The organism is Rossellomorea sp. FM04394 (assembly GCF_041889765.1).
Taxonomy (GTDB): domain Bacteria; phylum Bacillota; class Bacilli; order Bacillales; family Bacillaceae_B; genus Rossellomorea; species Rossellomorea aquimaris_B.
In genome coordinates this window covers 2,593,337-2,619,628 of sequence record NZ_CP168654.1, presented here as the reverse complement: position 1 = coordinate 2,619,628, position 26,292 = coordinate 2,593,337, and the positions used below count along the sequence as shown (strand labels likewise).

Sequence of the window (26,292 nt, the reverse complement as noted above, 5' to 3'; positions counted from 1 at the left end):
AAGGAGGATAAATAAGTGTTTAGAATGATGTATGTGTTGATTTATATGTGTGTGTATCTTATTTACAGTTTGCCCACTCTTCAAAAAGCAAAAAGGCTGGGTAGTGATATTCCGGTTGAAGAACGCGATCGCATGATCCATAGACTACCAAAAGAATGGGCAAGGGGGATAATGAAAAAGACAGGGAGTGCTATACATATTAGTGGACAGCAGCATATTCCTGATGGGCCGGTCCTGTTTGTGGCTAATCATGGGGGAGACTTTGATATCCCTGTCCTATTAGGATATGTAAAGAAACCATTTGGCTTTATTTCTAAAGTTGAGGTGAAAAAGCTGCCAATCATCAGTGAATGGATGACCATGATATCGTGCATTTTTATTGATCGTAAAAATAGAAGACAGGCGATACAATCAATCCGGAAAGGGAGCCTATTACTGAAAGAAGGCCATTCCCTGCTTATTTTCCCTGAAGGTACCAGAAACAAAGGGGGAGAACTGAAAGAGTTTAAAACAGGTGGTATTCGCATGGCAAAAGATGCAGGTGTGCCGATCGTCCCGGTGGTGATTCAAGGGACAGCTGATATGTTTGAAAATCATCCCCGCGGTATCAAGCCATGTGATATTTATGTTGAAATACTTCCATCCATGCCTTCCGCATATGTATCAGGCAGTGACGTAAAAGAGTTATCCAAAGAACTCAGAGGAGTCATTCAAGCTTCATTGGATAAAATAAAAAAAGTATCATAGTAAAAAGGCTAGCACATTAGCTAGCCTTTTTATTATTTATGTGTTGAATTCCTTAAACGTAAAAGAGAATGCAAAAATACATAAAACTGCTTCCAGCTAACACGAAAAGATGCCAAATAGCGTGATTGTAGGGTAATTTGTTCCACACGTAGAAAATAGCTCCGATGGAATACATGATTCCGCCTGCCAGCAGCAGTCCGAATCCGGCACCGGTAAGACTGGCATATAATGGTTTAATGGCAATGATGACAAGCCAGCCCATCACTAGGTAAAAGAGGGTGGAAACAACTTGGAAACGTTGAACAAAGTAGCATTTAAATACAATTCCTACAATGGCGAGTCCCCAGACAATGCCGAATAATGTCCATCCCAATGCACCTCTTACACTGATTAGCATAAACGGGGTATACGTTCCAGCGATCAGGATATAAATGGCCGAATGATCTAAAATGGCAAATAGATTCTTTACCTTTGATGGCTTAAAGCTGTGTAACAGGGTTGAAAATAAATATAGAAGAATCATTGATGCACCGAAGATAGAGAAGCTCACAACATGCCAGGCAGATCCTTCATGTACGGCGAATATGATTAACATCACTAAAGCGGGTATGCTCAAAATTAATCCGATTCCGTGGGTAATGGCGTTTGCAACTTCTTCTTTCCAATTGGAAAAGTCGAAATCATAAGTCAAAGAAGTCTCATCCTTTCTATTATCCCCTCATTGAATTCTCAATGAGTCAACATTGTATATAATTATGATAATCCTCTTATCGTCATTGTGCAATCATTAACATAGTAAAGGATTAAAGTGCGCCTTTTGGATTAGAAATTTTTCTCATTATAATGTATATTCCTAAGTAAAGAAACGAATGAGGTGACAGTTGTGTGCGGTAGATTTTCCTTAACGACCCCTTTAGAAGAATTAGTGAGACAATACTTAATTGATGAATTCCTTGAAGAATGGCAGCCGCGGTACAATATTGCCCCATCACAAAAAGTTCTGTCCCTTATATCACACAAGGGCAAGCGCAGAGCCGGAGAGATAACGTGGGGCCTCGTTCCTCATTGGGCAGACCGTAATAAGTGGAAACCGTTAATCAATGCCCGAAGTGAAACCTTATTGGAGAAACCGAGCTTCAAGTCCCTTGTCCATTCGAAAAGAATGGTGATCTTTGCAGATGGCTTCTATGAATGGAAGAAGGAGAACACACAGAAGGTTCCTGTGAGATTTCAATTAAAAGAGGATGAGACCTTTGTATTTGCCGGGTTATGGGATCGTAATGGGGAGGATACGACCTCTACGATTCTTACAACAGAAGCTAACACACTTGTAGAACCGGTGCATGAACGAATGCCCGTTATTCTCACGGATCATGAAGCTATTGAAAAATGGCTAAACACAGATGATTACTCCTTTGAGGAAGCTTCCTCGGTTTTAAACCCCCTTCACAGAGACCTAATGAAAGGGTACCAGGTATCCAATATTGTTAACTCACCCAAACACGATTCGGTAGAATGCATACTTCCTGTTTCATAAGAAATCTTTAGAAAAATATTAGTATTTTTGCATGATTAGACATTTTATGCGCCACAAAATGGGGTATAATAAGAGTATAAACGGGTGAAAAAGAGGATTGATACTTTGCTGACAAAAACCATTGAGTTCAAATCAAAGGATGGACGGAAGGTCAAAATCTTGGAAGTTCCTGTCATGAAGGAAGATAGCCCACTTTATCTAAGGGTAAATCTTAGGCTGAATCAATTTATTACAAAGATTGTCAATCATAAGGGGCCTAAGACCATCTTCAGCTTTAGAGAACATTTAAAGAGAACGACGAAATGGTCAGAGTATGAAGAAATTTATCAATCAGAAGAATTAAAGAATAATGCATAATTCAAAAAGGGGGGCAGGTCCTTTAGCGTGAAGGATACGTGGGGCCACTCCTTTTTATTTGGGAATTATACCATCCAGTTAGATTGCAAGGTGAAGAAATCCCTGCTATCTATTTAAATCCGCAGCATTTAGCGATATAATACTATTGATATGGGAGATAGGATGTGGCAAAAATGACCAAAATAAATATTGTAACAGACTCGACGGTGGATTTATCCGATGAGGTCGTAAAAGAACTTGATATTCATGTAGTTCCTCTGTCCATTTCAATCGATGGAGAAACGTACCTAGATAGAGTAGATCTTTCACCTTTAAGCTTTCTAGAGAAGATGAAAGCTTCCAAGGAATTACCAAAAAGTTCGCAGCCACCAGCAGGAACATTCGTTGAACTTTATGATGAATTAGGAAAAGATGGTTCGAAAGTTTTATCCATACATATGACTGGTGGCATGAGTGGGACGGTTCGCTCAGCGGAATCGGCTGCTGAAATGTCTTCATCAGATGTTACGGTTGTGGATTCACGTTTCATTTCCAAGGGACTGGCTTTCCAGGTGATTGAAGCTGCTAAGCTTGCAAAAGAGGGTAGATCACTTGAAGAAATCCTTATTGCCCTGGAAGAAATTCGTCAAAATACAAATTTATTTGTTGTTGTTGATACACTTGAAAACCTGGCAAAAGGCGGTAGAATCGGAAAGGGACGGGCAATGATTGGTTCCCTGCTAAATATTAAACCGATAGCTTCATTAGAAGGTGGCGAGTATACACCTGTAGCTAAGGTCCGTAGCCATTCACAAGTGGTTAAATACTTAACGACACAGTTCTTGGAAGACGTGAAAGGAAAAACTATACGGGGCGTAGGACTTGTCCATGCAGATGGACTGGAGCTTGCTCAAAATCTTAAGGCTAAGATCATTGAAAAAACAGGTTACGATCAAATCGATATCGTTCCGACAACACCAATCATCAGCACACACACTGGAATTGGTGCAATAGGATTTATGTATTACACGGATTGATTTATGAGCAAAAGACGAAAGGGAATTTTCCTTTCGTCTTTTTTATATAGAAAAAGACAGCAGGATCTTCTGCTGTCTGCATTCATTATGAGGGCATCGGCGTTGGAGTAGGCTTAGCGTACCCTTCTTTATATTGTTCATCAATGAAGTTCCTGATTTGTTTGATGGATTCACCATTCTTGTACTTCACAATGGATTCAGCCGCAATTTCCAAGCATACCTGACATCTCGTACCATGATCATCCCAAACCACTTTTTCCCCTTTTATTTCGTAAACAAAGCAATTCAGATTGCTCTTATGTCCAGCTGAATCACCGCACCCGCAATAACAAGGGATATATTGTAACAGCTCAGGGTTTTTAGCAGCCGAAGAATAAATAAGCTTCATATTGTCATCTTTTTCGTCAAGGAAAGACGGAAGTGTATCAACGGAAGCGGTTTCTTCCCGAATGTCCCCATTAGCGGCTGTATGATCATGGTGAGCTTCCTCTTCCTGATTGCTTGAGCAACCGGCAATAATACCTAATAAACCTATAACGAGAGTGAAATATAATAAGAGATTTTTCTTCATACGTTCACCTTTCCTATTAGTTTGTACATGTATTGTACCATTTTAATAAAGCAGGTTCGTACCATTTCTTGATGATTTAATGAATCTTCTTGCGTCCTCATAACTAAATCAATCATATCATAGAAATATAATAGGTAAGAAAGCTCATTCTGATCTCATCAAGGGATTGATCAAATTGCCTGACGATTCTTCCTTATTATGTAGAATATATATGAAAGGAAGTGTCAGAACTTGAATGACAAGAAGAAGGTATTGGTGATATCAGACTTTGGGATCGATGATATTGTCGCAGTCTTATATGCTTATTATAGTGATGCGATTGAAATAGTCGGAATTGTTTGTGACTATGGAAATGTCTCCAAAGCGAGTGCATTGAAAAACGTCAAATACCTTCAAAGTATCACTGGGATAACCGATATCCCTCTCATCGGGGGGGCGGTCTCTGCTTTAACGGGTGCACCACCCCAATTCTATCCCGAGGTTCATGGTATAGCAGGGTTAGGACCCATCATCCCTGATCAAATAGAACTTGATAGCTCTGAAATCAGTGAGAATTTCTATGAAATCAATGCACTAATTGATAAGTATGCCGGAGAATTGTATATATTCTCTGCCGGACGATTAACTTCCTTAGCAACAGCCTTTGTCCTGTATCCAGAAACCATGAAAAAAGTGAAAGAATTCTATGTAATGGGAGGAGCATTTCACGTACCAGGAAATGTAACCCCGACTGCAGAATCGAATTTTTATGGAGATCCTTATGCAGCAAATATCCTGATTCAACTCGCTCCCAAAAAAATCCATCTCATTCCATTAGATGTAACCATGTATGCACTCATTACACCGGCCATGATTGATTCACTTCATGATTACTATATAAAAACAAATGACAAGGTTGGGCAGATCATTAAGCCGATGGTGGATTATTATTATGAATTCTATAAGGAGACGTACCCTGATATATCGGGGAGTCCCCTGCACGACCTATTGGCCATATGGGCTCTTGCCGATGGGGATAAAATGATGTTTGAAGAGGTTCCTATCCGGGTTGCCGTCAATACAGGATGCACTTTTGGTCAGAGCATAGGAGATTTTAGAAAGTCAACGGAAAAAGCACCATGGCGGGTTCATAAAATCGCGAAGCAGTTCAACTATGGACAGTTTATAACAGAAGTATTCGCTACATTAAAATCAGGTAGCAGCCGTTAGTTCATTATAGTAGAAAACATGTCACATAGGTTTACATGTTCATAATGATTTGTTTACAAAGGTTTCATGACTAAACAAGCGTGATATAATAATATTAAAGTGCAAGCGAGGTGACGTAAATGAAAAAAATAACGATTCTCATGCTCGCTTTTGTTTTTTTCCTGTCAGGCTGTTCGTTAGAAGATGCTGCTAATCATATTACAAGAGAAGTATCCATGTGGGATAAAGATAATCCGAACGAAACCTTTATTCCGAAAAACTTAAAAGTTGTTTCAGTTGGAGATTCACTAACTCAAGGTGTAGGAGACAGCACGAAAAAGGGTGGATATGTACCTTATTTAGAGAAACACCTGGAATCATTGGATGGGGTAAACGACGCGCAATTTCATAACTACGGGGTAAGAGGGAACCGTACCGACCAATTATTAAAAAGGTTGAAAAAGGAAGATGTGAAAAAATCGATTGAACAATCCGATTTAGTCATGATCACGATTGGCGGAAACGATGTTATGAAAATTTTCCGTGAAAATTTATCCCACTTGAAATTAGCAGTTTTTCAAGAAGAGAAACGACAATATCAATTACGGTTAAAAGAGATTATCGAGACGATCAGGAGCTATAACCCAGATGCAGGAATCGTCCTTGCAGGGTTGTATAATCCATTCAATACATGGTTCTCTGATATTGAAGAAGTCAACCAGGTCATTCATGATTGGAATGATGCCAGCCAGGAGATTCTTTCAAATTACGATAAAACCCTATTCGTTAAGATAGAGGACTTATTTATTGATGCAGGTGATACTTTGTTATATGAAGACTACTTTCATCCAAATGATGAAGGATATAGAATGATAGCAGATCGTATGTTTACAAACCTGACAAACGGGGAAACATTAGCAACATTGACAGATAGAAAAGATTCTGTTGAGGAAGAGGAGCAGCCGTCATGAAGAACAAATGGAAGGTAGGTTTTTTTGTTCTTTTAGGAGTGGTGATAATTGGATTAGCCATCATTGTTTCAATGATTTTTATGCCGATAAAAGATGATACACTGCCTAAAAACAGCGAAAATCCCAACCAGGAAGTAGGATTTAACGTTAATACAAATAAGAAAGATCTTAATCTCATTATTGAGCATTATATTGAAAAAGAAGGAATGAAGGGACCTGTTGATTATAATGTTCAATTAAAAGATGATGTTGAATTAAAAGGGTCTGTACCCGTTTTTACATCTAATATTGATTTTAAATTGGATTTTGAACCTAAAGCATTGGAAAACGGAGATATTTTACTGAAACAGAAATCAATCTCTGTAGGATCATTGGATCTGCCTGTTTCATATGTAATGAAAGTGATGAGAGATTCGTATAACTTTCCAGACTGGGTGAAAATTCAACCCAATGATGAATTAATATACGTTTCACTACAGGAAATGGAACTTAAAAGTGATATAAAAGTAAGAGCAAAAGAATTTGATCTGAAGGATGATAATATTTCTTTCCGGTTGTTAGTCCCTGTGGACCGTGCTCAATAAAAAAGGTGGCCTCCTAGTGGAAGCCACCTTTCTTATTGATTGAGTCCTGGAATTGGATATACTTACCCTTTTAACAGGATGGCCTCCAGCTCCGGTGTTCCATTGGCTAATCCAACAGCTACAATAGTGTAAGCTTGATTAGGGTTTAATTTTACATTTGGAACACTCAGGACGCTGTTTTTGCTTCCTGCCACCCTTGCCTCGAGATTGACCGTCATTGGAGTTAAACCAAGATAGTCGGTAGCTTGTTTGAAGGACACATTTGGAAAAACGACATCTCCGCCTTTTACGGCAATATCAACTGCAGGTGCGTCTGGTGAAAGATGAATGAATTTAACCTTTGTTTCCCCATTTGGAACCGTTGGATCATCAATAAATGGCAACAGTTGCAGTTTATTAAGGGTACCTACAGCTGCCAGTGTGTAAATCTTACCTGGATCAATCTTCACTTTTTTACTTATAACAGTCGTCACACTTGTACCTGCTGGATAAACATCAATATGATATTTGCCAGCCGGTAATGTTAAATAGTCACTCACATCTTTAAAGGCCACATCCCGTAAAACGCGTTTTGCATTTACATATACATCTACATTGGGTGCATCCGGTACTGCATGTAAAACGCGAACATAAGAAGGCTGGGTGGATGTAGTCATATCAGCGCGCTGTGCTTGTAAAGCCAGCCTCATGTATTTTAAATGTTTTTGATAGTAATGAATATGCATGGATGGATCTGTGTATTTATAATAACCGGATAATAAGTCATACATCGCTGCTTTATTCAAATAATCGTGTTGGCTCATCCGTATCTCTCCTTTATCTTTATTAACACAATAGATTATGCGGAGGAGAAAAAATGGTGAAAGAACCTATTTTTTGAATAAATCAGAAATATCTCTTGCGTTATAAAAGAAAATAATGGATAATATAATTAATAATTGAGAAAGTGGGTGATGACATATGAACTTATTATTGATTTGGGATACTAGTAAACTAAATACGTATCAAAATGGTTCTGCGCGTCAACTCACTTTAAACGGGATAATCTGAATTTTTTCTTTCATTTTTAAAAAAATCCGTTGGCGTGTAGAACTCCGCAACGGATTTTTTTAATTTTGGGAGGAACTGAATTGAATAGTAGAGAAGAAGTATTTGAAATGATGAAACACTTTGAGGAAGAAGGATATATGTTAGGAAGGGTTGTGACCGAGCAGAAGGGTTCCTTCATGGTCATGACCAGAACAGAAGATCTATTAAGTAAAATATCAGGGAAGCTCAGGTTCCAAACGGTTAAACGTGAAGATCTTCCAGCAGTAGGTGATTGGGTTCTCCTGAGCGAAGAAGGAGCAATCATTGAAAAGGTACTGCAGAGAACAAGTAAATTTTCAAGGAAAAAGGCAGGAGAAGAAGCGGAGGAGCAAATCATTGCCTCGAATATAGATACCGTTTTTATTCTTTCTTCATTAAATGATGATTTAAACAGTAAACGGATGGAGAGATATTTGCTTCTGTGTTGGGAAAGCGGGGCAAATCCCGTTGTCGTTCTTACCAAATCAGATACATGTCAAGATATTGAAGAGAAAAAGAGTGAAGTTGAAAACAAATTGCTCGGAGTTAAAGTGTTAGCCATAAGTTCTGTGAATCATGAGGGAATTGAGGAACTGCATCCCTATCTGGAAAAGGGAAAAACGGTCGCGCTGGTCGGTTCTTCAGGAGTGGGTAAGTCCACCCTGACCAATCTCTTAATAGGAGACGACGTGCAGAAGACCAAACAAATTAGGGAATCAGATGATAAGGGTCGCCATACGACAACACATAGAGAGTTATTCTTATTGGACAGTGGGGCTTCCATCATTGATACGCCCGGTATGAGAGAGATACAACTTTGGCAGGGGCAAGAAGGATTATCCACGCAATATAACGATATCGAGGAGTTGGCACTTCAATGCCGATTCACCGATTGCCGTCATGTGGATGAGCCTGGTTGCAAGATTAGAGAAGCGATTGCCGAGGATTCCCTTTCTGAGGAACGATTTGAACATTATCAAAAATTGCAGAGGGAAATCGCCTACATGGAGAGAAAAGGGAATAAGCGATTGGAATCATTAGAACGTAAGAAGTGGAAGAATGCTGTTAAACAAAGAAAACTTAAATAGTGGAATGAGGATTGACCCTGTGGTCAGTCCTCTTTATTTCTATTCTGAACAGTTCCCTAAACGGTTGTTCCCACTCTCCTTAACCAATTGAACAAGCTTTAAATTTTACCTTTGTAACTTAAATGCGTTAAAATCTCATACAAAGGGAATAGTGAAAGAGAATGAAGTTGAAAGGATGATGAGCATGTCAGGAGCTTCGAATTATCAGAAAGCTACATTTGCTGGGGGTTGTTTTTGGTGTATGGTGAAACCGTTCGATGAACAGCCTGGAATTGGTAGTGTCATATCAGGGTACACCGGAGGAACCGTTCCGAATCCAACCTATAAAGAAGTATGCTCAGAAACGACAGGTCACTATGAGGCCGTTCAAATTGAATACGATGCTTCCCTGTTTCCTTACGAGAAACTATTAGAAGTGTATTGGCAACAAATCGATCCAACCGATCCCGGTGGACAATTCTTTGACCGTGGACATTCGTATAAAACGGTCATTTTCTACCATAACGAAGAGCAAAAGAAGCTGGCAGAGGAATCTAAAAAGGAACTTGCAGAGTCAGGCAAGTTTCAAAAGCCGATTGCAACACAGATTTTACCCGCAGCTAAATTTTACCCTGCAGAGGAGTATCATCAGGATTATTACAAAAAGAACCCTGCACATTATAATCGATACAGCAGAGGATCTGGAAGAGCAGCGTTCATTGAAAATCATTGGGGGGGAAAAGAATGAGTAAAGAAGATTTAAAGAAAAAGTTAACTCCTGAACAATATGATGTTACCCAGAACAACGGGACAGAACCACCATTTAGAAACGAATATTGGAATACATTTGCAGATGGAATCTATGTGGATATCGTCTCAGGTAAGCCTCTTTTTAGCTCCAAAGACAAGTATGATGCCGGTTGCGGCTGGCCAAGTTTTACGAAGCCAATTGATGAAGAGGAAATTTTAGAAAAAGAAGATCGAAGTCATTTTATGGTACGAACGGAAGTGAGAAGTATGGGTGCCGACTCTCACCTGGGTCATGTATTTAATGATGGACCTGGACCAACCAAGCTTCGGTACTGCATCAATTCAGCAGCTTTACGATTCGTCCCGGTAGAAGAGCTCGAAGAACAAGGATATGGGAAGTACAAAAAATTATTTTAAAATAATGAATTGTTGTGAAACCCTTCACATATGTGCTAAAATAGACTTCTCATGTTTACAATGAGTTACATATGTGTATATAAAATATAAATAGGAAGGTGAATGATTATGTTAAAAAAGCTTTTTGGAAAAAAAGAAGAAGCGCCAAAAACCGTTAGTGCAGTTGCACCTTTAACGGGTACATTAAAATCACTTGAAGAGGTTCCAGACCCGGTTTTCTCTCAGAAGATGATGGGAGATGGAATTGCAATCGATCCGACAGAAGGTAAAGTTGTGTCACCTGTAGACGGCGAAATTATGCAGCTTTTCCCAACAAAGCACGCAGTAGGCATCAAAGCCAAAAACGGTGCTGAAATTCTTATCCACATCGGACTTGAAACAGTTTCAATGAACGGTGAAGGCTTTGAAGCACATGTTTCAGAAGGGTCAAAAGTGAGTATGGGAGATGCATTAATTACGTATGACTTAGACCTTGTGAAAGAAAAGGCAAAAAGTACCATCACACCAATCATCATAACAAATGGTGATGACATGGCAGAGCTCGTGAAAAAAGAGCTAACTTCTGTAACAGCAGGACAAGATCAGGTATTTGAAATTTCATCTAAATAATTTAGTAGGAAAGGACCGGATTGATTGCCGGTCTTTTTTTTTGAGGAATGGCCGTCGCACCTGCTAGAGGGTAATGGATCAATTATCGAAAGAAAATAGACCAAAAGGAAATATCCGACTAGCCTGAAGCTTTTAACTAAAACCCTCTTTCTAAAGCCACGTCCGAACAACGACGCAACGTTCGTATCTAGTCAACATAACAACTATTACTCCTTCTTCGTCGTCATTCCACCCGATAAGATAAACTTCATCGCTTCTTCAGATTTAATTTCCAGTATTTCAATATCAGTTTTAGGAATCAAAAAAGTGACCCCGGCTACTTGAAAGGTTTGTGGTACGTATACAGCCACGTAATCTTGCAGGTCATTATGCAGGTCTGCGAGGTTCTCTGTTGTGATAAAGCCCAGGCATTTCATCGTTGTACCAGGCATTTTGATGAGAGCCACTTTAGAAAAGGATTTCTTTTCTCCTAAAAAGGAGTGGATGGTATCCTTTATTACCGAGTAAATCGTTTTGACAAAGGGGATTTTGTGTAATAGGACGTCTACTATTCGAATGATCGTACCTGTAAAAAACTTGGTTGAAAGAAAGCCCAGGACGGTCAAGAGAACAATGGTGGCCAGAATTCCTATACCAGGAATATAATTTTCATCGAGGTATGGTTTTAATACATTGCCTAATAAACCGTCTAGAAATAGAAACATTTTATATACAACATAGGCGACCAGGCCAATCGGGACAATTGTTAGAACACCGTTAATAAACGACTTTAAAAACCATTTCATGCTGTCATTTCTCCTATCTTCGGTTTTAACCTACCCCTATTATATAGAAAGGTTATAGTGCAGGAAAGGTGTGTCCCTAAATAAAATAGGCAAATACACAAACCTTTTCTAGGTAAATGACATACAGTGTATTGTAAATAAATATTTCTTGAGGAGTGATAGGTATGAACTATGGTTATGGTTGTGATCCATGTTATCAAGGTGGATATGCTTATCCAGTTGCCGGTTACAATAATTTTGCGTTGATAGTTGTGTTATTCATCCTGTTAATTATTATTGGAGCCGTTTGTTTCTGCGGGAAGTGATTCATGATTTAGAAGTGAATCACGAAAATCAAAAAGAGCTGTCAATTCGACAGCTCTTTTTTAGTCTTAGATTTTAAAACTTGAAATGAGTTCTTTTAATTTTTCCGCTTGTTGGGAAAGGTCTGATGCGCTTGCTGTTACTTGTTCCATCGCAGCTGATCCTTCCTCAGATGCCGCAGCAGTGGTTTCTGTGTTAGAAGCAGTCGCTTCAGCAATTTCACTGACCAGGGCAAATGAAATGGCAACTTCCTGACTGAGATTAAGGGTTTCCTGGATATGACTTACCATTTCGTCCACTACAACTGTTGTTTTAGTAGTTTGGCTTAAAATATCTTCAAGGGATGCGTTGGTTTCGTTTGTCATTTCGACCCCTGCGATTACCTCTTTCACTCCATCAGAATTCTGCCTAATGATTACATTCACTTCTTCTTGAATACTGTGTACGATTTCGGTCACACCTTTTGCCGCTTGTCGGGATTGTTCCGCCAGTTTTCTGACTTCATCTGCCACCACAGCAAAGCCTCTTCCATGTTCCCCGGCGCGTGCCGCTTCAATAGCAGCATTCAATGCAAGTAGATTGGTTTGTTCTGCAATGTCAGTAATTGTCCCAATTATCGTTGTAATTTGTGAAGAACGCTGTCCTAACGCTTCAACGGTTTCGCTAGTATTGGACATGGTTTCTTCAATGCTCAACATTTTAGACGAGGATGCTTGAACGGTTTTTCCTCCCTTTTCAGCAACTAATCTCATATCACGAGCGGTTTCTTTTACCTGCCCTGCTTGATTGAATAAGAAACGGGCTGCTTCTTCCAAGCTATTCATTTTGTCTAATGAAGCAGACATTCGACCTGTTGTCTGTTCGCTTCCAGCCGCAATTTCAGTAGATGTTTCGGCAATGGAAGTGATCGTACGTGACGTTTCTTCGGCTGAAGCGAGAAGCTCCTGACTGCTGGCTGAGACGCTTTCCGCCATTTCCGAAACCTGTTTAACAAGGATTGCAATTCCGGCAATGAGTTGATTTGTATCAGATGCCAGGTCTGCCAGCTCATCTTTGGATTTTACATGAATTCTTTTCGTTAAATCTCCACCAGCGTTCGCAATTTCTAAAATAGAACGACTGATCTTCTTGGTGTTCGTTTTAATGGTATGAGATAAGATGATTCCGAAGAAGATGGCTAGTATAACCGCGAATGCTGATAAGCCAATGGTCACGATCTTCGATAGGTAAACTTGTTGGTTTAGAGAATCAATACGATCATTCAGATCGTTTTGTTGGTCGACTACAATCATATCTACATATGAACGGATACCATCCAGGTATTTCTTTCCCGTACCCGATTCAACAAGGGTAGCTGCTTCCTCGAGCCCTTTATCCTTCCTTGTCTCGATAACCCGATCAACAAATTGCATCCAGAATCCATATTGGGCTTCGATTTTATCTAATTTATCAAGCTGTTCCTGATCACCCTGTAAAAGAGTAGTCAAGTCTTCAATATGACTCTCTACCTCACGTTTACCATTTTGATAGGGTGCTAAAAATCCTGTTGCCCCTGTAATGACAAAACCTTGTTCTCCTATTTCGATTTCATTTAATACCCTTGATAGATCTTTTACCTTTGTATCAACCTTCATATCGTATGTAATTAAGGTGGTGATTTCTTTTTCCAGCTTCAGCATATTGAAGTAAGAGGTAGAGGCAAGGACTAAAAGGACAATTGTCAATAACCCGAATGCCAAAACCACTTTTCCTCTGATGGTCCGAAAATAAGAAAAGCCCCCTTTATTGCTACTAGAACTTTCTTTCTGTTTTCTATTTTTTTTTGTCTGTTTATCTTTCGTCTTCTTCACCATTTCCCCTCCTGAAGATAAGTAAAAAGTAGCATCTAAGGATGAACTTACCATTATTTTATACATATAGACCTAATTTATCTAGTGAGTTTATAAACTTTTTGTCGAATTTTTGAGAATCTTAGTATATTTCAATCAATAAATGCGGCTAAGAGAAAAAATGGTCCACTCTTTACAAATTCTCCCGAGGTTTTGCAAAAATCATCTGCATTATTCTTTTTTCTTAAAGAAAAGAAAGATTCCGTTTTTCATACATATGAATAATGGTAGGGAAATCTTTATGCGCAACCAGATGAGCGAATCGAAAGAGAGTACGAATCTGATTCTTTCAGGAGGGGGATTATGCCTCATTCGCATTTAATAAAACCATTGATTGGTGAACACTATCCGACAATTGATTATGGAAAAGGAGTCTATTTGTATGATACCGATGGACGGGAGTATATGGATGCTTGTTCTGGAGCCGTCACGGCAAATGTAGGACATGGCATGGAAGAGATTCTTCAGTCTATTGTGAATCAAGGAAATAAGGTAGCATTTGTGTATCGTTCTCAATTCAGTAATCAGCCAGCCGAGGATTTAGCTAGTTTTCTGCATGAGAAGACAGGTTATCCATGGAGTTTCTTCGTGAATAGTGGTTCTGAGGCTGTGGAGACGGCCATCAAGATTGCCATTCAACATTGGCAGGAACAGGGGAAACCGATGAAAAGAAAGATTTTATCCCGATGGCTGAGTTACCATGGTATTACGTTCGGAGCCTTATCTGCTTCTGGACACCCATCAAGAAGAGAACGATTTGATTCCCATTTAGGAGACTGGCCAACGATTGAACCTCCTTATTGTGCTGACTGCCCTTTTGGAAAAACGCATCCATCATGTGATCTTGCTTGTGCTTCTCAATTAGAAACAATGATCAGCAGAATAGGAGCCGACAATATTGCTGCATTTATGGCGGAACCGATCATCGGTGCCGCAGGTGGGGCGATCACTCCCCCAAAAGGTTATTATGAAAGGATAAAATCAATCTGTGAGAGACATGATATTTTGTTTATTTCAGATGAAGTGATGACCGGCTGTGGTCGGACTGGGACTTTTTTAGCTTTAGAGCAGTGGAAAGTGAAAGCCGATATTGTAGCGATAGGTAAAGGGCTAAGCGCGGGATATGCCCCTATTGCTGCAACCCTCATTTCCGACAACATAATGGACCCGATATTGAATGGATCGAAAGTCATTATGAGCGGTCATACATTCAGTGGGAATCCATTGTCTGCAACAGCAGCACTTGCGGTTCTAAAACTGATTGATTCAGAAAAGATGATTGAAGGTGTCGATCAAAAAGGAACATACTTAAAAAATCTTTTAGAGAAATTAAAAACGGAATTTTCCTTCGTGGCCGATGTAAGAGGAAGAGGTCTGATGCTGGGAATGGAGTTTAATTCCCTTGGTACTCCGTTTACTTCTTATATTGTTCAAGCGGGGGTTGAATGTGGGATTTTATTGTATCCAGCAGCTGCTGGTATTGATGGGAGGAGAGGCTCTGCCATTATGGTTGCCCCCCCATTAAACAGTTCAAAAAGGGAACTCGAGGAAATGGTTAAAAGACTGAGAAGAACCTTTCAACTAGTAGAAGAGAATTGGAAGGAGATCTAATTATGCCCGGTCTTCAGGATAAGAGAAGCAGCTATGAAAATATAAAACATTTTTTTCATGATGAAATGACTTTGATGTTTGGTGGATTCGGAGGGGTTGGGTCCCCTCCTACAATAAGTAAGCATTTATTGGAATGGGGAACGAAGGATATCACGATTATAGGAAATGATACAGGTTTTCCCCATATCGGGATCGGACAATTAGTCGCACAAAACAGAGTAAAGAAAGTGATTGCTTCCCATATCGGATCTAACCCGATTGCCGGTCGATTAATGAGTGAAGGGAAGCTTGAGGTCGAATTCTCACCTCAAGGGATATTAGCAGAGAGAATTCGGGCAGGGGGAGTCGGGTTGAAAGGAATCGTAACCGAAATTGGCGTGGATGATCCGTATTTGCATAAAGGAAAACCCATACTGGAGATAGATGGAAACCTATTCTTATATGAAAAAGCCCTCGTTGCTGAAGTTGGGGTTGTGTTTGCCAAAAAAGCAGACACATTTGGGAATCTTATTTATGATAAAAGTGCCAGAAATACGAATCCGCTTGTAGCTATGGCCGCAGATATCACAATTGTAGAGGCAGAAGAAATTGTGAATGTTGGTGAATTAGATCCTGAGGAAATCGTCACGTCAGGAGTTTTTGTAGATCATATTGTTTTGTCTAAAGGGGTCGACTGGAAATGGGCATGGGAAACGAATTGAAGGATAAGTTAGCTAAACGTGCGGCTTTGGAAGTGAAAGAGCATATGATTGTAAATTTAGGGATCGGAATACCCTCTCTTGTTCCGAATCATCTTCCCCCGGGGTTTCCTGTTGTATTTCAATCGGAAAACGGAATTATCGGGATGGGGCCTTCACCAGGGGAAGGGAAAGAGGATGAAAATTTGTGTAATGCAGGGGGATTCCCTGTCTCATTGTTGAAGGGAGGCTGTTATACAGATAGCTCGATCGCATTTGCCATGATTCGTCGTGGCAAGATTGACCTTACGATTTTAGGCTCACTGCAAGTCAGTGAAAAGGGAGATATTGCAAACTGGATCATCCCCGGAAAAAAGGTACCGGGAATGGGAGGCGCAACCGAGCTTGCATCAAGGGCAAAGAAAGTCATTGTACTCATGACCCATTTAGATAAAAGTGGTGAGAGCAAAATCGTGAGGGAATGTACGCTTCCATTGACGGCCGGGTCTTGTGTCTCCATGATTATTACAGACCGGGCTGTATTCACGATTGAAAATGATCAATTGATTTTGTGTGAAATATTCAATCCCTACACACTTCAAGACATTAAGGAGTCAACAGATGCCCGTTACACATTAAGCTCTTGCTTGAAATATATTCGCTTATAGGAGGGACCCACTTGGAAACTCATAGTCTCATCAGGGAAATCATAGAAGAAAAAAAGAAAAGCACCATCAGATTTCTGCAAAGATTGGTCCAAGAGGATAGTGTGAGAGGAAATGAATCAAAAGCGCAGGCAATTGTAATAGAGAAGTTGCGTAAACTTGGTTTAGAGTTGGACATTTGGGAGATAAACGAAAACGATGTAAAGGATCATCCCTTTTACCGATGTGATCGAAAGGTATTCAAAGGAAACCCGAACGTGGTCGGGGTGCTGAAAGGCCAGGGTGGTGGAAAGAGTCTTCTACTAAATGGACACATTGATGTCGTACCAGAAGGTGACAGGAAGGATTGGACCTATGATCCTTATGGTGGTTTAATCAAAGACGGAAAGCTTTATGGACGAGGGGCAACGGATATGAAGGGAGGGTCTGTCGCTTTACTACTCGCCATTGAGGTTGTGAAGGAGTTAAAAATCCCTCTAAAAGGTGATATTATCTTTCAAAGTGTGATTGAAGAGGAAAGTGGCGGAACTGGTACCCTCGCCGCATTGATAAGAGGGTACAAAGCAGATGGTGCAATTATTCCCGAGCCTACCAATATGAAGATTTTCCCCAAACAGCAAGGTTCCATGTGGTTTCGTCTTAGAGTAAAAGGGAAATCTGCCCATGGAGGAACCAGATATGAAGGTGTGAGCGCCATAGATAAAGCATACACAGTCATTCACTCTCTTCAGCAATTGGAAGTATCCCGGAATCAGAAAGTGGAGGATCCATTATATAGCAATATTCCTATTCCGTTACCGATTAACATCGGAAAAATAGAAAGTGGGAAATGGCCATCCTCCGTTTCTGATTTGGCTGTTATTGAAGGAAGGGTGGGGGTTGGTCCGTGGGAAACCCTCCAAGGAGTGGAAGAGGAGTTTGAAGCTGTAATCTCAAGCCTGAAAGAGGTTGATCCATGGTTTGATCATCATCCAGTAGAGATCGAATGGTTTGGTGGAAGGTGGCAACCGGGCGATCTTTCTTGTGATCACGAAATAGTGGCGAAACTTTGTTATCATGCAAGAGAAGTATTGCAAACCACTCCAATCATTGAAGCCTCTCCATGGGGAACGGATGGAGGAATCCTTTCTCAGGGAGGGAATATTCCCGTTGTTGTATTTGGTCCCGGTACAACCGAGGTGGCTCATGACGCGGATGAATACATCGAATTAGATAGAATTTATCAAACTGCTGAAATTCTTACCTTATTTATTATCGATTGGTGCAATAAACAGTCATAATTTTCTTTATTAGGGGTATAGGAAAACAAATAGAAAACTTTTCGGCCGCCTCAATGTAATTCCCTGAACTTCATAACCTCCACAGAAGGAACAACTCACTTGATTAAATACAGAGTTTGTTCCTTTTTTGTAGTGGTTTGTTTCATAACTCATCCTCTCATTTCATATGTTGGTTAAAAAGGGGCTTATAAGAATGCAAACATACGAATATATAAAACAACCGAAGCTGGAAGCTGCCATCTATAAGGATGGCTACAACAGACGCCTGCGGGTAGATGAGTTTAGAGGGAATCCAGGATTGTTATGGGAGTATGTTAAGAGAGAGACTGAGTCCAGCCTTTATGAAAAGGTGATTGTGAAAGCAAGATGGAATCAATCTCTCTTTTTTTTCGAAAAAGGATTCATATTGGAAGGGGGAGTAAACGCTTACTTCAATGGTGATAAGGCATTATTTATGAGTAAGTTTTTAACGAATGAAAGAAGAAATAGTTCGTACTGGAGCAAAGAAGACGAAATTCTCCAATCGGTTCAGCAGCTGGATAGTCAAACGGTTGTAAGTTCTGAAACGATATTTGTCGCAACTGAGGAGCATGCAGGGCAATTAGCCGATCTGTATCAAGAGGTATTCAAGCTGTATCCTGTACCATTACACAACCCCGACTATGTGAAAGAGTCAATGAAAAGTGGGACAATCTTTGTTTATATTGAAGAGGATGGAAGAATCATAAGTGCCGCTTCCGCTGAAGTGTCTTTATCCTGTAAGAATGCCGAATTGACGGATTGTGCTACACGCTCTTCACATCGAAAGGGAGGATATATGAAGCATCTGATACGAAAGTTGGAGGGGGAATTACTGGAGAGGGACATTTTCTGTGCATATACGATTGCGAGAGCACTTTCATTTGGCATGAATGCAGTATTCCATCAGCTTGGTTATCGATATGGGGGAAGACTGGCAAACAATTGCATCATCTTCGACAAAATGGAAGATATGAACATTTGGGAAAAAGATTTAAGTGAAATGTAAGTGGATAAAGTCCGAGTGGGGTTCTCATTCATAGGCTAATGTAAAGTGCTGTTATGTGCCGACTGTTTCATATTAGCCTTTGACAAGGAAGAAAAGCAATTACATGCTCCTTTCCGCTATCGTATGGTTATTTTTCTTCAAAACTGTGAAGAAAAGAAACGGGTGGAAAGATACTTTTGGAAAGTTGGTGGAGTAAATGAAAATGAATCTCTATAAACCTAAAAGGGATTGGAAGGATATTGAGCTTTGGAAAGACGTGACAGATGAACAATGGAATAACTGGTTATGGCAGCTGACCAATACCATCAGGACCCTTGATGACTTGAAGAAAGTGGTGAACCTGACGCCTGAAGAAGAGGAAGGTGTAAAGATTTCGACTAAAACAATCCCTCTGAATATTACGCCATATTATGCATGGTTAATGAATGAAGATGACCCACGCTGTCCTATTCGGATGCAATCCGTTCCAATTGGTCAGGAAATTCATAAAACGAAGTATGATCTGGAGGATCCATTACATGAGGATGAGGATTCCCCTGTTCCCGGATTGACACACAGGTACCCGGACAGGGTATTATTTCTCGTGACAAATCAGTGCTCCATGTACTGCCGTTACTGTACGAGAAGAAGGTTTTCAGGACAAATTGGTATGGGTGTACCAAAGAAACAACTTGATGCAGCCATAGGATATATTCGAGAGACTCCGAGTGTAAGAGACGTACTGCTATCAGGAGGTGACGGTCTACTGATCAATGACCAGATTCTTGAATACATCTTAAAGAATCTAAGGGAGATTCCACATGTTGAGATCATCCGAATTGGAACGAGGGCGCCCGTTGTGTTCCCACAACGGATTACCGAAAACCTTTGCAATATCTTAAAGAAATATCATCCAGTGTGGTTAAATACTCACTTTAATACATCAATCGAAATTACGGAAGAGTCCAAGAAAGCGTGCGAGATGCTTGTAGATGCAGGTGTTCCTGTAGGGAATCAAGCGGTTATTCTCGCTGGTATAAACGACAGTGTTCCAATTATGAAGAAGCTCATGCACGACCTTGTTAAGATTCGCGTACGTCCTTACTATATTTATCAATGTGACTTATCAGAAGGAATCGGCCACTTCCGCGCACCGGTTTCTAAAGGTTTGGAGATCATTGAAGGTTTACGGGGACATACATCCGGTTATGCCGTACCGACCTTCGTGTTAGACGCGCCTGGTGGTGGAGGGAAAATTTCCCTTCAGCCAAATTATCTTATTTCTCAAAGTGCTTCTAAAGTGGTTGTGCGTAATTTCGAAGGAGTCATTTCTACTTATCCGGAACCGGAAGAATACGTAGCAGGCAGGGCAGATGATTACTTTAAAGAAGTATATCACGATGAAGAGATTAAAGAACCAACCATTGGAATTGCCGGCTTGATGAATCAAACCCATTCTTCTCTCACCCCGAGTGGGCTAAAGCGTTTGGAACGTCGAAAGGAATACGAGGAAAACCCGGATCACAATTCCCTTAAGGACTTTAGAGGAAAGAGAGATCAGCTTAAGGAAAAGAAGCACAAAGCAATGCTAACGAAAATGAATCAGGATAAAAATGATGATAAGGAAGAAACCATCAATGGATAATACAAAAGTATGTGAGTGGTGTGAAGAGAAGACAGCCCATGGAGATCAATCGAGCGTGTATTGGGAGCTTCCGGATGGCTCCAGAGCGATTCAAATCGCAGATGTCCCAAGTATGAGCTGCAGCCATTGTGGAATGGAGTACCAGGAAGAAGGTGTCATCAATGAAATAGAAGATCAGCTTATGCTGATTGACACCAAGTTAATCGATAAAGTGGTCGCCTATAAAGATTTAATGAAACTTCCTCGATTACTAAAGAAAAATTATTTTCGATATTAAATGGGGGATAAGGCTATAAGGGTGATTATGCTCTCTCCAAAGCAATCACTTTACGAATTCATTTTCTTCGGCTATCCTTTTAGAAAAGATAGAACAAGGGTAGGTGGAACAGATGAGAAAATCCTTTTATCACTATTTAATGAAGTATAGGCAACCTACAGCAAAGGATGAAATAACTCAATTTGCAAACTCAGCTTATGATGACCACAGCTTTCCTAAACAATCCCAACAATACCATGAAATCAGCTCCTACCTTGAAATGAATGGGCACTATCTAGAGAGTATGTCCATTTTCGATATGGCATGGGATGCCTATTTATTAGAAGAAAAAGATTAACGTGGCTACTTTAAAGCCACCGGGCCGACGTTTGTTTTAAACTGATGTCGGTCCTTTTTTTCTCAAGTAGCATGGTCAACAATCAAACTCTCTTTTTGTTGATAACAACAAAGCCTAAACATCAATTTAATAGTTACAGTGTCTGACAAGCATAGACGATTCCTACTCTAAAGAAAAAAGAGAGTAAGGGATTTCGTGTATACCGTTATGGTTGTTATTGCATATCATATAAAAAAGGCGATTAAGGGTGAGGGGAGAATGAAGAAACGAAAAGAGCCTAGATTCAGAGTTGGAGAAACAGTTGTCGTAACAATCTATGGTACAGTTGGGAAAATAACCGACATAAAAAAACTCGAAGGTGAGTTTTTATATGAAGTAAATGAAAGTGAAGGGCTATTCAAGGAGAAAGCATTAGAATTGCTGGATTCTTATGATGGATACATTTTTGAACAGGAACAGATTGATATTGAATATAAATTCTTATTTGGAGATCTTGTTATTGTCAAGGGTTATGAAGAGGATCTCTTTAAAGTGGTAGGATTCAGGACGGAAATTTGGCGCTATAAGGACGATGCCTGGGAAGACGTTATTTATGAGTTAATGAGAATTACAGATGGCGAGTGGTTAGAAGCAGACGAAGATGAAATCACACTGGTTGCAGATGAAGAGCAGGCAGAGGCATTTATAAAAAAATATGGATTTGTATTTCCGAACAAAAAAGAAGGCAAAACAAAATCGCTTCATTCGCCTGCTTACCCGAAGCCAAGTTGGATTGATCAGCTACTGGATCATTATAATGATTACAAAACACTATATCTTCTCTTTCAAGATATTAAATATAAGAATAAGATGGACTATGTGTTAGAACAGTTGAAAAATCATACAAACTCACCATCCATTGTTAAAGAGAAGGAATAAGCCACATTATATACAGAAAAACGGGAACGCTTATGACTAGGAATGATAGCAGTATGACACGAAGGATCCATTGCATTCCTGAAACGATCAACCCTTCTCCATTTTCCAGGTCTTTTAACATCGTTTTCGTTTTTTGGGTGAATGTATGTAACATAATATCGCTCCTCAACCTTTGATGATAAAGTCTATGCTTGTCTTTAAAGTCTTATGAAAACTTTTTTCTCATAGCATAACTCGGATAGTGTTGTCATAAATTGAGAATCAAAGGGGGCGATCACATGCGGGAGATAGAAGTCTTTATCGACACTGAGGAAATTGCAGAGTTCTTCATGAAAGAACTCATTCAAAGAGGGTATGCACCATCAGAAGATGAACTGGAAGAAATAGCGGATATAACATTCGAGTATCTGATTGCCAAATGTATTATTGATGAAGAATGGGAAGAAGATGTCTAGGATCTTTTCAACCATCCAAATGGAAATCATGTCGTAAGGAATGTCCTTTAACATATTGGGGATTAACTCTTAAGTGTCTGTCATGTTTTTCGAACATGGAGGCACTTTATTTTGAGTTAATCCCGCTTTAATTTAACCAGTAAAGCGGTCAACGCTTTCCACTTTTTAGTCATGGAAAAACGGCCGGGTACCATCTTCGTCAACAGAGGGGCCATCACTTCAATTGGCTGGTCCGTAAACCAGTCAGCAGAAGAGAGCGTCAAGGGAGGGATGTTACTCCATACAGAACGCAGTGTTGGACTATATAGGCGGTTTTTTTTATTTTTTTTCGAATATATATGTGGCCAGTAATCTGCTCTGGATCCGCTATGTGAATGGTTAATCGCAAATGAGTAGGCTGTTGGAAAGACTGCAGGATGAAATAATATACTATATAACTTCTTGCCTAACAGAATCCTGCGCTTTACCTGCTCAAAGTGAGATACCGAAAGCCCGGCAAGAGAGTAGGGAGATTGTTTTCCATATGGAAAAAGAATGGATGTGAATTCCAAACGATCCTGCAATAGAAAAAGCCATTCATCTAGTCCAATAGGTTTTTTCAGATCTGTTAATATTCTCTTTTGGATCATATGCTGTTCATTCATGATGAGCCCAATGGTTAAAACTTGTTCATTACCGGTAGTAAGAAATTCATCCCAGATATTCATCATGAAAATGGAAACGTTGAATTTTTTTAGGACGTGTAAGGAAGAATGTCCCGTTCTTTTCCATTGTTCATAGAGTAATAATTGAGGGTAGGCATCGTGAAAGATGGCTGCATTACATAGCTCGAGAAATGAGAATAGCGCTATTTGATCATTTCTGTCCAAGACGTATGAAAGCAGATTATTTCGTATGTCTGTCATATAATAACCAGCATTTCTTGATACCATATGAGCAAGAAAAGACCAGTGGATTTCAGGGTGTTTCTTGAAAAAGTCAAGGTAACATGCGGTTCTTGTTACGTTATTGAGGTTTGCATTCTTTACTTTGTTCATAATCAGTTCATACAGTTTTTGATCCTGTGGGAAATAGACCGTGGGAGTGGGGTCATCAATTGCATAGTAGAGCTTGGATATATACTCCTCGCCGAGAAGCGGTCTCGTAAGGTCGTTGCTCCCGGTCTTGATCAGATTAAAAATCTTTTGAATCGGTGATGAGGTCAAGTGATCACGCTCCACTAAAATATTTTTTTGGGGGTTGAAACTAATTTCAAAATGAAACGTATATAGTAATACAAGAGAAGATGAATCATTATAGGGAGGTTTGTTTATGTTAAGAAAAATACTAAAAGGTTTGTTAAGCTCGAAACATCATAGATATAGCTCGAGTGATGCGTGGGGAAAGTATAAATCACCTAAGCATAAACATTTTGGACATCAACATTATAAGAAGCATAAAAGTAAAAGCTTTTTTTCCAGCTTTTTTAGCAGCTGATGGAAGTGAGAGGAATGTGTTATGATACAGACTCTTTTTCGCAGACTGATCGATGGTTTTGAACAGACTTGGAAACCGGGAGAAAACATCGATGGCTTCCACATCATCCGAATAGTTGGAAAAGGGAGCTATGGAACCACTTACTTGGTTATCAACCCATCAAATGGTAAAGAGGCCATTTTAAAAAGAATACGCCCTTACAAGAAGGTATTTTCTAATCACGTCCAATATGTTCAAAATGAAATGAATGCACTACAAACTTTATCCCACCCTCAGTTTCCATCCGTATTTACAGCAGGTGAGTATAGAAAGACCCCTTATTTCGTTATGGAAAAAATGAACGGTCAAACATTTGAGGAGTTAATATTCATAGAAGGAAAAACTTACTCCGAGGAAGAATCACTAAAGTTAGGAGTACAATTAGTTACCTTGGTTCAATGGATTCATGAACAAGGATACGTTCATAGAGATCTAAGGATCCCTAATATTCTTTTGGATCATGGGACTCTTCAAATTATAGACTTTGGCCTTGCTTGTGAAATGAATACAACATCAGAGACGATTCCTGATAAACATAAGGGTTACATGAGGGATAAGTCTGTGAAGAGTGATTTCTACGCAATCGGACATTTTCTGTTATTTTTACTGTATTCTTCTTATGAACCGACGATGAGAAAGGAAAGAAGCTGGGAAGAAGAACTGGCCATTCATCAAAATACCAGGTTGATGCTTCGAAGACTTCTACAAATTGATTTAGGCTTTAGGGACGCTGCAGAGATCCTGGAGGAATTATCCAGAGTGATTAACACACTAGAAGAACGATAATCAAGGAGGAATTTCACATGTCTTTTTTTAACAAAGTATTTGCTTCAATTGGAATCGGATCAGCGACAGTAGATACAAAATTAGAGAAATCAAGCTATCATGCAGGGGAAGCAGCAAAGGGTATAGTAGAAATTACCGGAGGGAGCGCAGATCAAAACATCGATGCAATTTATTTAACTCTCTTTACTACATATATTCGAGAATCAGACGACAAGAAATACACTGATTATGCTCCTATACAAAAAGTACAGATTTCCGAGCCTTTTACCATTGGCGAAAATGAAACGAAAGAGTTCCCTTTTACCTTTACATTGCCATTTGAAACCCCGATCACCTATGGGAACACAAGGGTGTGGGTGGCCACGGGCTTAGACATTAAAAATGCAGTGGATCCACAAGACAAAGATTATATTGAAATCGTCCCGAATGAATTGACGAATGCGGTGCTCACATCTGTTCAGGAGCTTGGCTTCAGGATTCGTAAGGTTGAATGTGAGCAAGCACCACGTCGCTACAGAGGTCGCTACCCCTTCATACAGGAATTTGAATTCGTACCGGTAAATGGTCCGTACCAACGAAAATTAGATGAACTTGAAGTGATGTTCATGAATCAATCGGAAGAACAAGTGGATCTTCTCTTAGAAGTGGATCGACGTGCTAGAGGGTTAGGTGGATTTTTAGCGGAAGCTCTTGAAATGGACGAATCCATGGTGAAAATGACGATAAGTAAGTCGGATATTCCCCTTCTCTCATCTAAACTGCGAGAAGTGATTAATAAATTCGCTTAATGGATTGATTCGACAAACATTCCTATGTTTAGATGAAGGATTCGACAAGGTCTATGTGTAATAGTATGAGTACAACATAATGACGGAGGGGTGCTCATGCCTTTACTTGAAAAAATCATTCGTCCTAAGCTTTTGAGATCGACCTACGATATGACCATTTTCCAAACTCCTAGGTATGGGGAGGATAAGGGCTATGAAAAGGTATATCGAATCTCTGTTCAAGCAAATAATCATGAAGAGGCCCTGTATGAAACGTTCAGGACATTTAACGTGCCAGATCTAGTTCCTAAAGATTATCAGGGCAGATACATTGCTACACGTGATATCATCTTTATTGACGAGGGACGGAGAGGTCATTATTATTATCGCCTTCAGTCAAATGGGTGGAAAAGAGTTAATCGGATCGTAATTCATTAAATAAGCAACGTAACAAAAAAGGAAAGAATCTTCCATGGTGGTTAGATCCTTTCCTT

Annotated in this window: 32 protein-coding genes; 25 read left to right on the top strand and 7 right to left on the bottom strand. The window is 39.8% G+C overall.

The features are described 5' to 3' along the window. Positions 1–24 precede the first annotated feature (24 nt). Entirely contained in the window at positions 25–747 is a 723-nt protein-coding gene (locus ACCB35_RS13200; protein WP_374057019.1) for a lysophospholipid acyltransferase family protein, read from the top strand. Between the two features lie 52 nt (positions 748–799). Here ACCB35_RS13200 and ACCB35_RS13195 read toward each other — a convergent pair whose 3' ends face one another. Further along, positions 800–1,438, bottom strand: a complete 639-nt coding sequence (locus ACCB35_RS13195; protein WP_044336492.1) for a hemolysin III family protein — start codon at positions 1,436–1,438, stop codon at positions 800–802. A 192-nt stretch (positions 1,439–1,630) separates the two neighbouring features. On the opposite strand from ACCB35_RS13195, the gene ACCB35_RS13190 reads away from it, so the two are divergent. The 3 genes from ACCB35_RS13190 to ACCB35_RS13180 all read left to right on the top strand — a co-directional run bounded on the left by ACCB35_RS13190 (position 1,631) and on the right by ACCB35_RS13180 (position 3,657). Beyond that, entirely contained in the window at positions 1,631–2,284 is a 654-nt protein-coding gene (locus tag ACCB35_RS13190; protein WP_374054111.1) for an SOS response-associated peptidase, read from the top strand. A gap of 84 nt (positions 2,285–2,368) precedes the next feature. Continuing rightward, entirely contained in the window at positions 2,369–2,641 is a 273-nt protein-coding gene (locus ACCB35_RS13185) for a DUF2535 family protein (protein ID WP_374054110.1), read from the top strand. 173 nt (positions 2,642–2,814) lie between these two features. Further along, positions 2,815–3,657, top strand: coding sequence for a DegV family protein (locus tag ACCB35_RS13180; protein ID WP_374054109.1), 843 nt, complete (start codon positions 2,815–2,817; stop codon positions 3,655–3,657). 85 nt (positions 3,658–3,742) lie between these two features. On the opposite strand, the gene ACCB35_RS13175 is transcribed toward ACCB35_RS13180, so the two are convergent. Continuing rightward, positions 3,743–4,228, bottom strand: coding sequence for a PCYCGC motif-containing (lipo)protein (locus tag ACCB35_RS13175; protein WP_374054108.1), 486 nt, complete (start codon positions 4,226–4,228; stop codon positions 3,743–3,745). A 231-nt stretch (positions 4,229–4,459) separates the two neighbouring features. On the opposite strand from ACCB35_RS13175, the gene ACCB35_RS13170 reads away from it, so the two are divergent. The 3 genes from ACCB35_RS13170 (at position 4,460) to ACCB35_RS13160 (ending at position 6,971) form a co-directional block, all read left to right on the top strand. Then, positions 4,460–5,437 (top strand): nucleoside hydrolase, encoded by a 978-nt coding sequence (locus tag ACCB35_RS13170; RefSeq protein ID WP_374054107.1) that lies wholly within the window; start codon positions 4,460–4,462, stop codon positions 5,435–5,437. Positions 5,438–5,556: 119 nt separating this feature from the next. Beyond that, complete coding sequence (locus ACCB35_RS13165; RefSeq protein WP_374054106.1) at positions 5,557–6,387, top strand: SGNH/GDSL hydrolase family protein; 831 nt, start codon at positions 5,557–5,559, stop codon at positions 6,385–6,387. After that, positions 6,384–6,971, top strand: a complete 588-nt coding sequence (locus tag ACCB35_RS13160) for a YpmS family protein (RefSeq protein ID WP_374054105.1) — start codon at positions 6,384–6,386, stop codon at positions 6,969–6,971. Before ACCB35_RS13165 ends, ACCB35_RS13160 begins: the two co-directional genes overlap by 4 nt. 62 nt (positions 6,972–7,033) lie before the next feature. On the opposite strand, the gene ACCB35_RS13155 is transcribed toward ACCB35_RS13160, so the two are convergent. Next, positions 7,034–7,774 (bottom strand): DUF4397 domain-containing protein, encoded by a 741-nt coding sequence (locus ACCB35_RS13155; RefSeq protein ID WP_044336509.1) that lies wholly within the window; start codon positions 7,772–7,774, stop codon positions 7,034–7,036. A gap of 327 nt (positions 7,775–8,101) precedes the next feature. Between ACCB35_RS13155 and rsgA the strand changes: the two genes are divergently transcribed. The 4 genes from rsgA to ACCB35_RS13135 all read left to right on the top strand — a co-directional run bounded on the left by rsgA (position 8,102) and on the right by ACCB35_RS13135 (position 10,882). Then, positions 8,102–9,127, top strand: a complete 1,026-nt coding sequence (gene rsgA / locus ACCB35_RS13150) for a ribosome small subunit-dependent GTPase A (protein ID WP_374054104.1) — start codon at positions 8,102–8,104, stop codon at positions 9,125–9,127. 241 nt (positions 9,128–9,368) lie between these two features. Beyond that, entirely contained in the window at positions 9,369–9,854 is a 486-nt protein-coding gene (gene msrA, locus ACCB35_RS13145; RefSeq protein WP_374054103.1) for a peptide-methionine (S)-S-oxide reductase MsrA, read from the top strand. Then, complete coding sequence (gene msrB / locus ACCB35_RS13140; protein ID WP_374054102.1) at positions 9,851–10,273, top strand: peptide-methionine (R)-S-oxide reductase MsrB; 423 nt, start codon at positions 9,851–9,853, stop codon at positions 10,271–10,273. Before msrA ends, msrB begins: the two co-directional genes overlap by 4 nt. A gap of 108 nt (positions 10,274–10,381) precedes the next feature. Next, positions 10,382–10,882 (top strand): PTS glucose transporter subunit IIA, encoded by a 501-nt coding sequence (locus tag ACCB35_RS13135; protein ID WP_374054101.1) that lies wholly within the window; start codon positions 10,382–10,384, stop codon positions 10,880–10,882. 206 nt (positions 10,883–11,088) lie between these two features. Here the strand turns inward: ACCB35_RS13135 and ACCB35_RS13130 are convergent, their stop codons facing one another. Beyond that, positions 11,089–11,667 carry a DUF502 domain-containing protein gene (locus ACCB35_RS13130; RefSeq protein WP_374054100.1) on the bottom strand — a complete coding sequence of 193 codons (579 nt, stop codon included), beginning with the start codon at positions 11,665–11,667 and terminating at the stop codon, positions 11,089–11,091. Positions 11,668–11,831: 164 nt separating this feature from the next. Between ACCB35_RS13130 and ACCB35_RS13125 the strand changes: the two genes are divergently transcribed. After that, positions 11,832–11,972, top strand: coding sequence for a YjcZ family sporulation protein (locus ACCB35_RS13125; protein WP_082051089.1), 141 nt, complete (start codon positions 11,832–11,834; stop codon positions 11,970–11,972). Between the two features lie 66 nt (positions 11,973–12,038). Here the strand turns inward: ACCB35_RS13125 and ACCB35_RS13120 are convergent, their stop codons facing one another. Further along, positions 12,039–13,823, bottom strand: a complete 1,785-nt coding sequence (locus ACCB35_RS13120) for a methyl-accepting chemotaxis protein (protein ID WP_374054099.1) — start codon at positions 13,821–13,823, stop codon at positions 12,039–12,041. Between the two features lie 339 nt (positions 13,824–14,162). Between ACCB35_RS13120 and ACCB35_RS13115 the strand changes: the two genes are divergently transcribed. From ACCB35_RS13115 to ACCB35_RS13075, 9 genes are all read left to right on the top strand, one after another. Then, positions 14,163–15,470 (top strand): aspartate aminotransferase family protein, encoded by a 1,308-nt coding sequence (locus ACCB35_RS13115; protein WP_374054098.1) that lies wholly within the window; start codon positions 14,163–14,165, stop codon positions 15,468–15,470. A gap of 65 nt (positions 15,471–15,535) precedes the next feature. Beyond that, positions 15,536–16,171 carry a CoA transferase subunit A gene (locus ACCB35_RS13110; protein WP_374054097.1) on the top strand — a complete coding sequence of 212 codons (636 nt, stop codon included), beginning with the start codon at positions 15,536–15,538 and terminating at the stop codon, positions 16,169–16,171. Beyond that, positions 16,150–16,815, top strand: coding sequence for a 3-oxoacid CoA-transferase subunit B (locus ACCB35_RS13105; RefSeq protein ID WP_374054096.1), 666 nt, complete (start codon positions 16,150–16,152; stop codon positions 16,813–16,815). The genes ACCB35_RS13110 and ACCB35_RS13105 overlap by 22 nt, the downstream gene beginning before the upstream one ends. Before the next feature lie 11 nt (positions 16,816–16,826). Next, positions 16,827–18,092, top strand: a complete 1,266-nt coding sequence (locus tag ACCB35_RS13100) for a peptidase (protein ID WP_374054095.1) — start codon at positions 16,827–16,829, stop codon at positions 18,090–18,092. 193 nt (positions 18,093–18,285) lie between these two features. Next, positions 18,286–19,119, top strand: coding sequence for a putative beta-lysine N-acetyltransferase (gene ablB / locus ACCB35_RS13095; RefSeq protein WP_374054094.1), 834 nt, complete (start codon positions 18,286–18,288; stop codon positions 19,117–19,119). A 196-nt stretch (positions 19,120–19,315) separates the two neighbouring features. Next, positions 19,316–20,743 carry a lysine 2,3-aminomutase gene (gene ablA / locus ACCB35_RS13090; RefSeq protein WP_374054093.1) on the top strand — a complete coding sequence of 476 codons (1,428 nt, stop codon included), beginning with the start codon at positions 19,316–19,318 and terminating at the stop codon, positions 20,741–20,743. After that, the gene (locus tag ACCB35_RS13085; protein WP_374054092.1) at positions 20,736–21,020 is read left to right on the top strand and encodes a YokU family protein; all 285 of its coding nucleotides are present in this window, start codon (positions 20,736–20,738) and stop codon (positions 21,018–21,020) included. The genes ablA and ACCB35_RS13085 overlap by 8 nt, the downstream gene beginning before the upstream one ends. Before the next feature lie 112 nt (positions 21,021–21,132). Next, entirely contained in the window at positions 21,133–21,357 is a 225-nt protein-coding gene (locus ACCB35_RS13080) for a YozE family protein (RefSeq protein WP_044336535.1), read from the top strand. A 258-nt stretch (positions 21,358–21,615) separates the two neighbouring features. Further along, positions 21,616–22,275: a hypothetical protein gene (locus ACCB35_RS13075; RefSeq protein WP_374054091.1), complete on the top strand. Its 660-nt coding sequence runs from the start codon at positions 21,616–21,618 to the stop codon at positions 22,273–22,275. Here the strand turns inward: ACCB35_RS13075 and ACCB35_RS13070 are convergent. Continuing rightward, positions 22,259–22,429 carry a hypothetical protein gene (locus tag ACCB35_RS13070; protein ID WP_156142292.1) on the bottom strand — a complete coding sequence of 57 codons (171 nt, stop codon included), beginning with the start codon at positions 22,427–22,429 and terminating at the stop codon, positions 22,259–22,261. The genes ACCB35_RS13075 and ACCB35_RS13070 overlap by 17 nt on opposite strands. Before the next feature lie 124 nt (positions 22,430–22,553). Between ACCB35_RS13070 and ACCB35_RS13065 the strand changes: the two genes are divergently transcribed. Next, the gene (locus ACCB35_RS13065; protein ID WP_374054090.1) at positions 22,554–22,730 is read left to right on the top strand and encodes a YozD family protein; all 177 of its coding nucleotides are present in this window, start codon (positions 22,554–22,556) and stop codon (positions 22,728–22,730) included. 116 nt (positions 22,731–22,846) lie between these two features. Here ACCB35_RS13065 and ACCB35_RS13060 read toward each other — a convergent pair whose 3' ends face one another. Beyond that, positions 22,847–23,950 carry a DUF2515 family protein gene (locus ACCB35_RS13060; RefSeq protein ID WP_374054089.1) on the bottom strand — a complete coding sequence of 368 codons (1,104 nt, stop codon included), beginning with the start codon at positions 23,948–23,950 and terminating at the stop codon, positions 22,847–22,849. 277 nt (positions 23,951–24,227) lie between these two features. On the opposite strand from ACCB35_RS13060, the gene ACCB35_RS13055 reads away from it, so the two are divergent. The 3 genes from ACCB35_RS13055 (at position 24,228) to ACCB35_RS13045 (ending at position 26,236) form a co-directional block, all read left to right on the top strand. Further along, a complete protein-coding gene (locus tag ACCB35_RS13055; RefSeq protein WP_374054088.1) occupies positions 24,228–25,031 on the top strand; it encodes a serine/threonine protein kinase in 804 nt (267 codons plus the stop codon). Between the two features lie 17 nt (positions 25,032–25,048). Next, positions 25,049–25,819 carry a sporulation protein gene (locus ACCB35_RS13050; RefSeq protein WP_374054087.1) on the top strand — a complete coding sequence of 257 codons (771 nt, stop codon included), beginning with the start codon at positions 25,049–25,051 and terminating at the stop codon, positions 25,817–25,819. Between the two features lie 96 nt (positions 25,820–25,915). Then, positions 25,916–26,236 (top strand): YodL domain-containing protein, encoded by a 321-nt coding sequence (locus ACCB35_RS13045; RefSeq protein WP_374054086.1) that lies wholly within the window; start codon positions 25,916–25,918, stop codon positions 26,234–26,236. Positions 26,237–26,292 lie beyond the last annotated feature (56 nt).

Bases quoted from the DNA above. Each gene is read 5' to 3' on its own strand.
- ACCB35_RS13120 (WP_374054099.1), bottom strand. From the start codon at position 13,823: ATGGTGAAGAAGACGAAAGATAAACAGACAAAAAAAAATAGAAAACAG.
- msrA (WP_374054103.1), top strand. From the start codon at position 9,369: ATGGTGAAACCGTTCGATGAACAGCCTGGAATTGGTAGTGTCATATCA.
- ACCB35_RS13155 (WP_044336509.1), bottom strand. From the start codon at position 7,774: ATGAGCCAACACGATTATTTGAATAAAGCAGCGATGTATGACTTATTA.
- ACCB35_RS13105 (WP_374054096.1), top strand. From the start codon at position 16,150: ATGGGCATGGGAAACGAATTGAAGGATAAGTTAGCTAAACGTGCGGCT.
- ACCB35_RS13175 (WP_374054108.1), bottom strand. From the start codon at position 4,228: ATGAAGAAAAATCTCTTATTATATTTCACTCTCGTTATAGGTTTATTA.
- ACCB35_RS13130 (WP_374054100.1), bottom strand. From the start codon at position 11,667: ATGAAATGGTTTTTAAAGTCGTTTATTAACGGTGTTCTAACAATTGTC.
- ACCB35_RS13075 (WP_374054091.1), top strand. From the start codon at position 21,616: ATGAAGAAACGAAAAGAGCCTAGATTCAGAGTTGGAGAAACAGTTGTC.
- ACCB35_RS13125 (WP_082051089.1), top strand. From the start codon at position 11,832: ATGAACTATGGTTATGGTTGTGATCCATGTTATCAAGGTGGATATGCT.
- ACCB35_RS13200 (WP_374057019.1), top strand. From the start codon at position 25: ATGATGTATGTGTTGATTTATATGTGTGTGTATCTTATTTACAGTTTG.
- ACCB35_RS13085 (WP_374054092.1), top strand. From the start codon at position 20,736: ATGGATAATACAAAAGTATGTGAGTGGTGTGAAGAGAAGACAGCCCAT.
- ACCB35_RS13065 (WP_374054090.1), top strand. From the start codon at position 22,554: ATGCGGGAGATAGAAGTCTTTATCGACACTGAGGAAATTGCAGAGTTC.
- ablA (WP_374054093.1), top strand. From the start codon at position 19,316: ATGAAAATGAATCTCTATAAACCTAAAAGGGATTGGAAGGATATTGAG.
- ACCB35_RS13115 (WP_374054098.1), top strand. From the start codon at position 14,163: ATGCCTCATTCGCATTTAATAAAACCATTGATTGGTGAACACTATCCG.
- ACCB35_RS13045 (WP_374054086.1), top strand. From the start codon at position 25,916: ATGCCTTTACTTGAAAAAATCATTCGTCCTAAGCTTTTGAGATCGACC.
- ACCB35_RS13055 (WP_374054088.1), top strand. From the start codon at position 24,228: ATGATACAGACTCTTTTTCGCAGACTGATCGATGGTTTTGAACAGACT.
- ACCB35_RS13050 (WP_374054087.1), top strand. From the start codon at position 25,049: ATGTCTTTTTTTAACAAAGTATTTGCTTCAATTGGAATCGGATCAGCG.
- ablB (WP_374054094.1), top strand. From the start codon at position 18,286: ATGCAAACATACGAATATATAAAACAACCGAAGCTGGAAGCTGCCATC.
- ACCB35_RS13135 (WP_374054101.1), top strand. From the start codon at position 10,382: ATGTTAAAAAAGCTTTTTGGAAAAAAAGAAGAAGCGCCAAAAACCGTT.
- ACCB35_RS13110 (WP_374054097.1), top strand. From the start codon at position 15,536: ATGACTTTGATGTTTGGTGGATTCGGAGGGGTTGGGTCCCCTCCTACA.
- msrB (WP_374054102.1), top strand. From the start codon at position 9,851: ATGAGTAAAGAAGATTTAAAGAAAAAGTTAACTCCTGAACAATATGAT.
- ACCB35_RS13165 (WP_374054106.1), top strand. From the start codon at position 5,557: ATGAAAAAAATAACGATTCTCATGCTCGCTTTTGTTTTTTTCCTGTCA.
- ACCB35_RS13070 (WP_156142292.1), bottom strand. From the start codon at position 22,429: ATGTTACATACATTCACCCAAAAAACGAAAACGATGTTAAAAGACCTG.
- ACCB35_RS13160 (WP_374054105.1), top strand. From the start codon at position 6,384: ATGAAGAACAAATGGAAGGTAGGTTTTTTTGTTCTTTTAGGAGTGGTG.
- ACCB35_RS13080 (WP_044336535.1), top strand. From the start codon at position 21,133: ATGAGAAAATCCTTTTATCACTATTTAATGAAGTATAGGCAACCTACA.
- ACCB35_RS13180 (WP_374054109.1), top strand. From the start codon at position 2,815: ATGACCAAAATAAATATTGTAACAGACTCGACGGTGGATTTATCCGAT.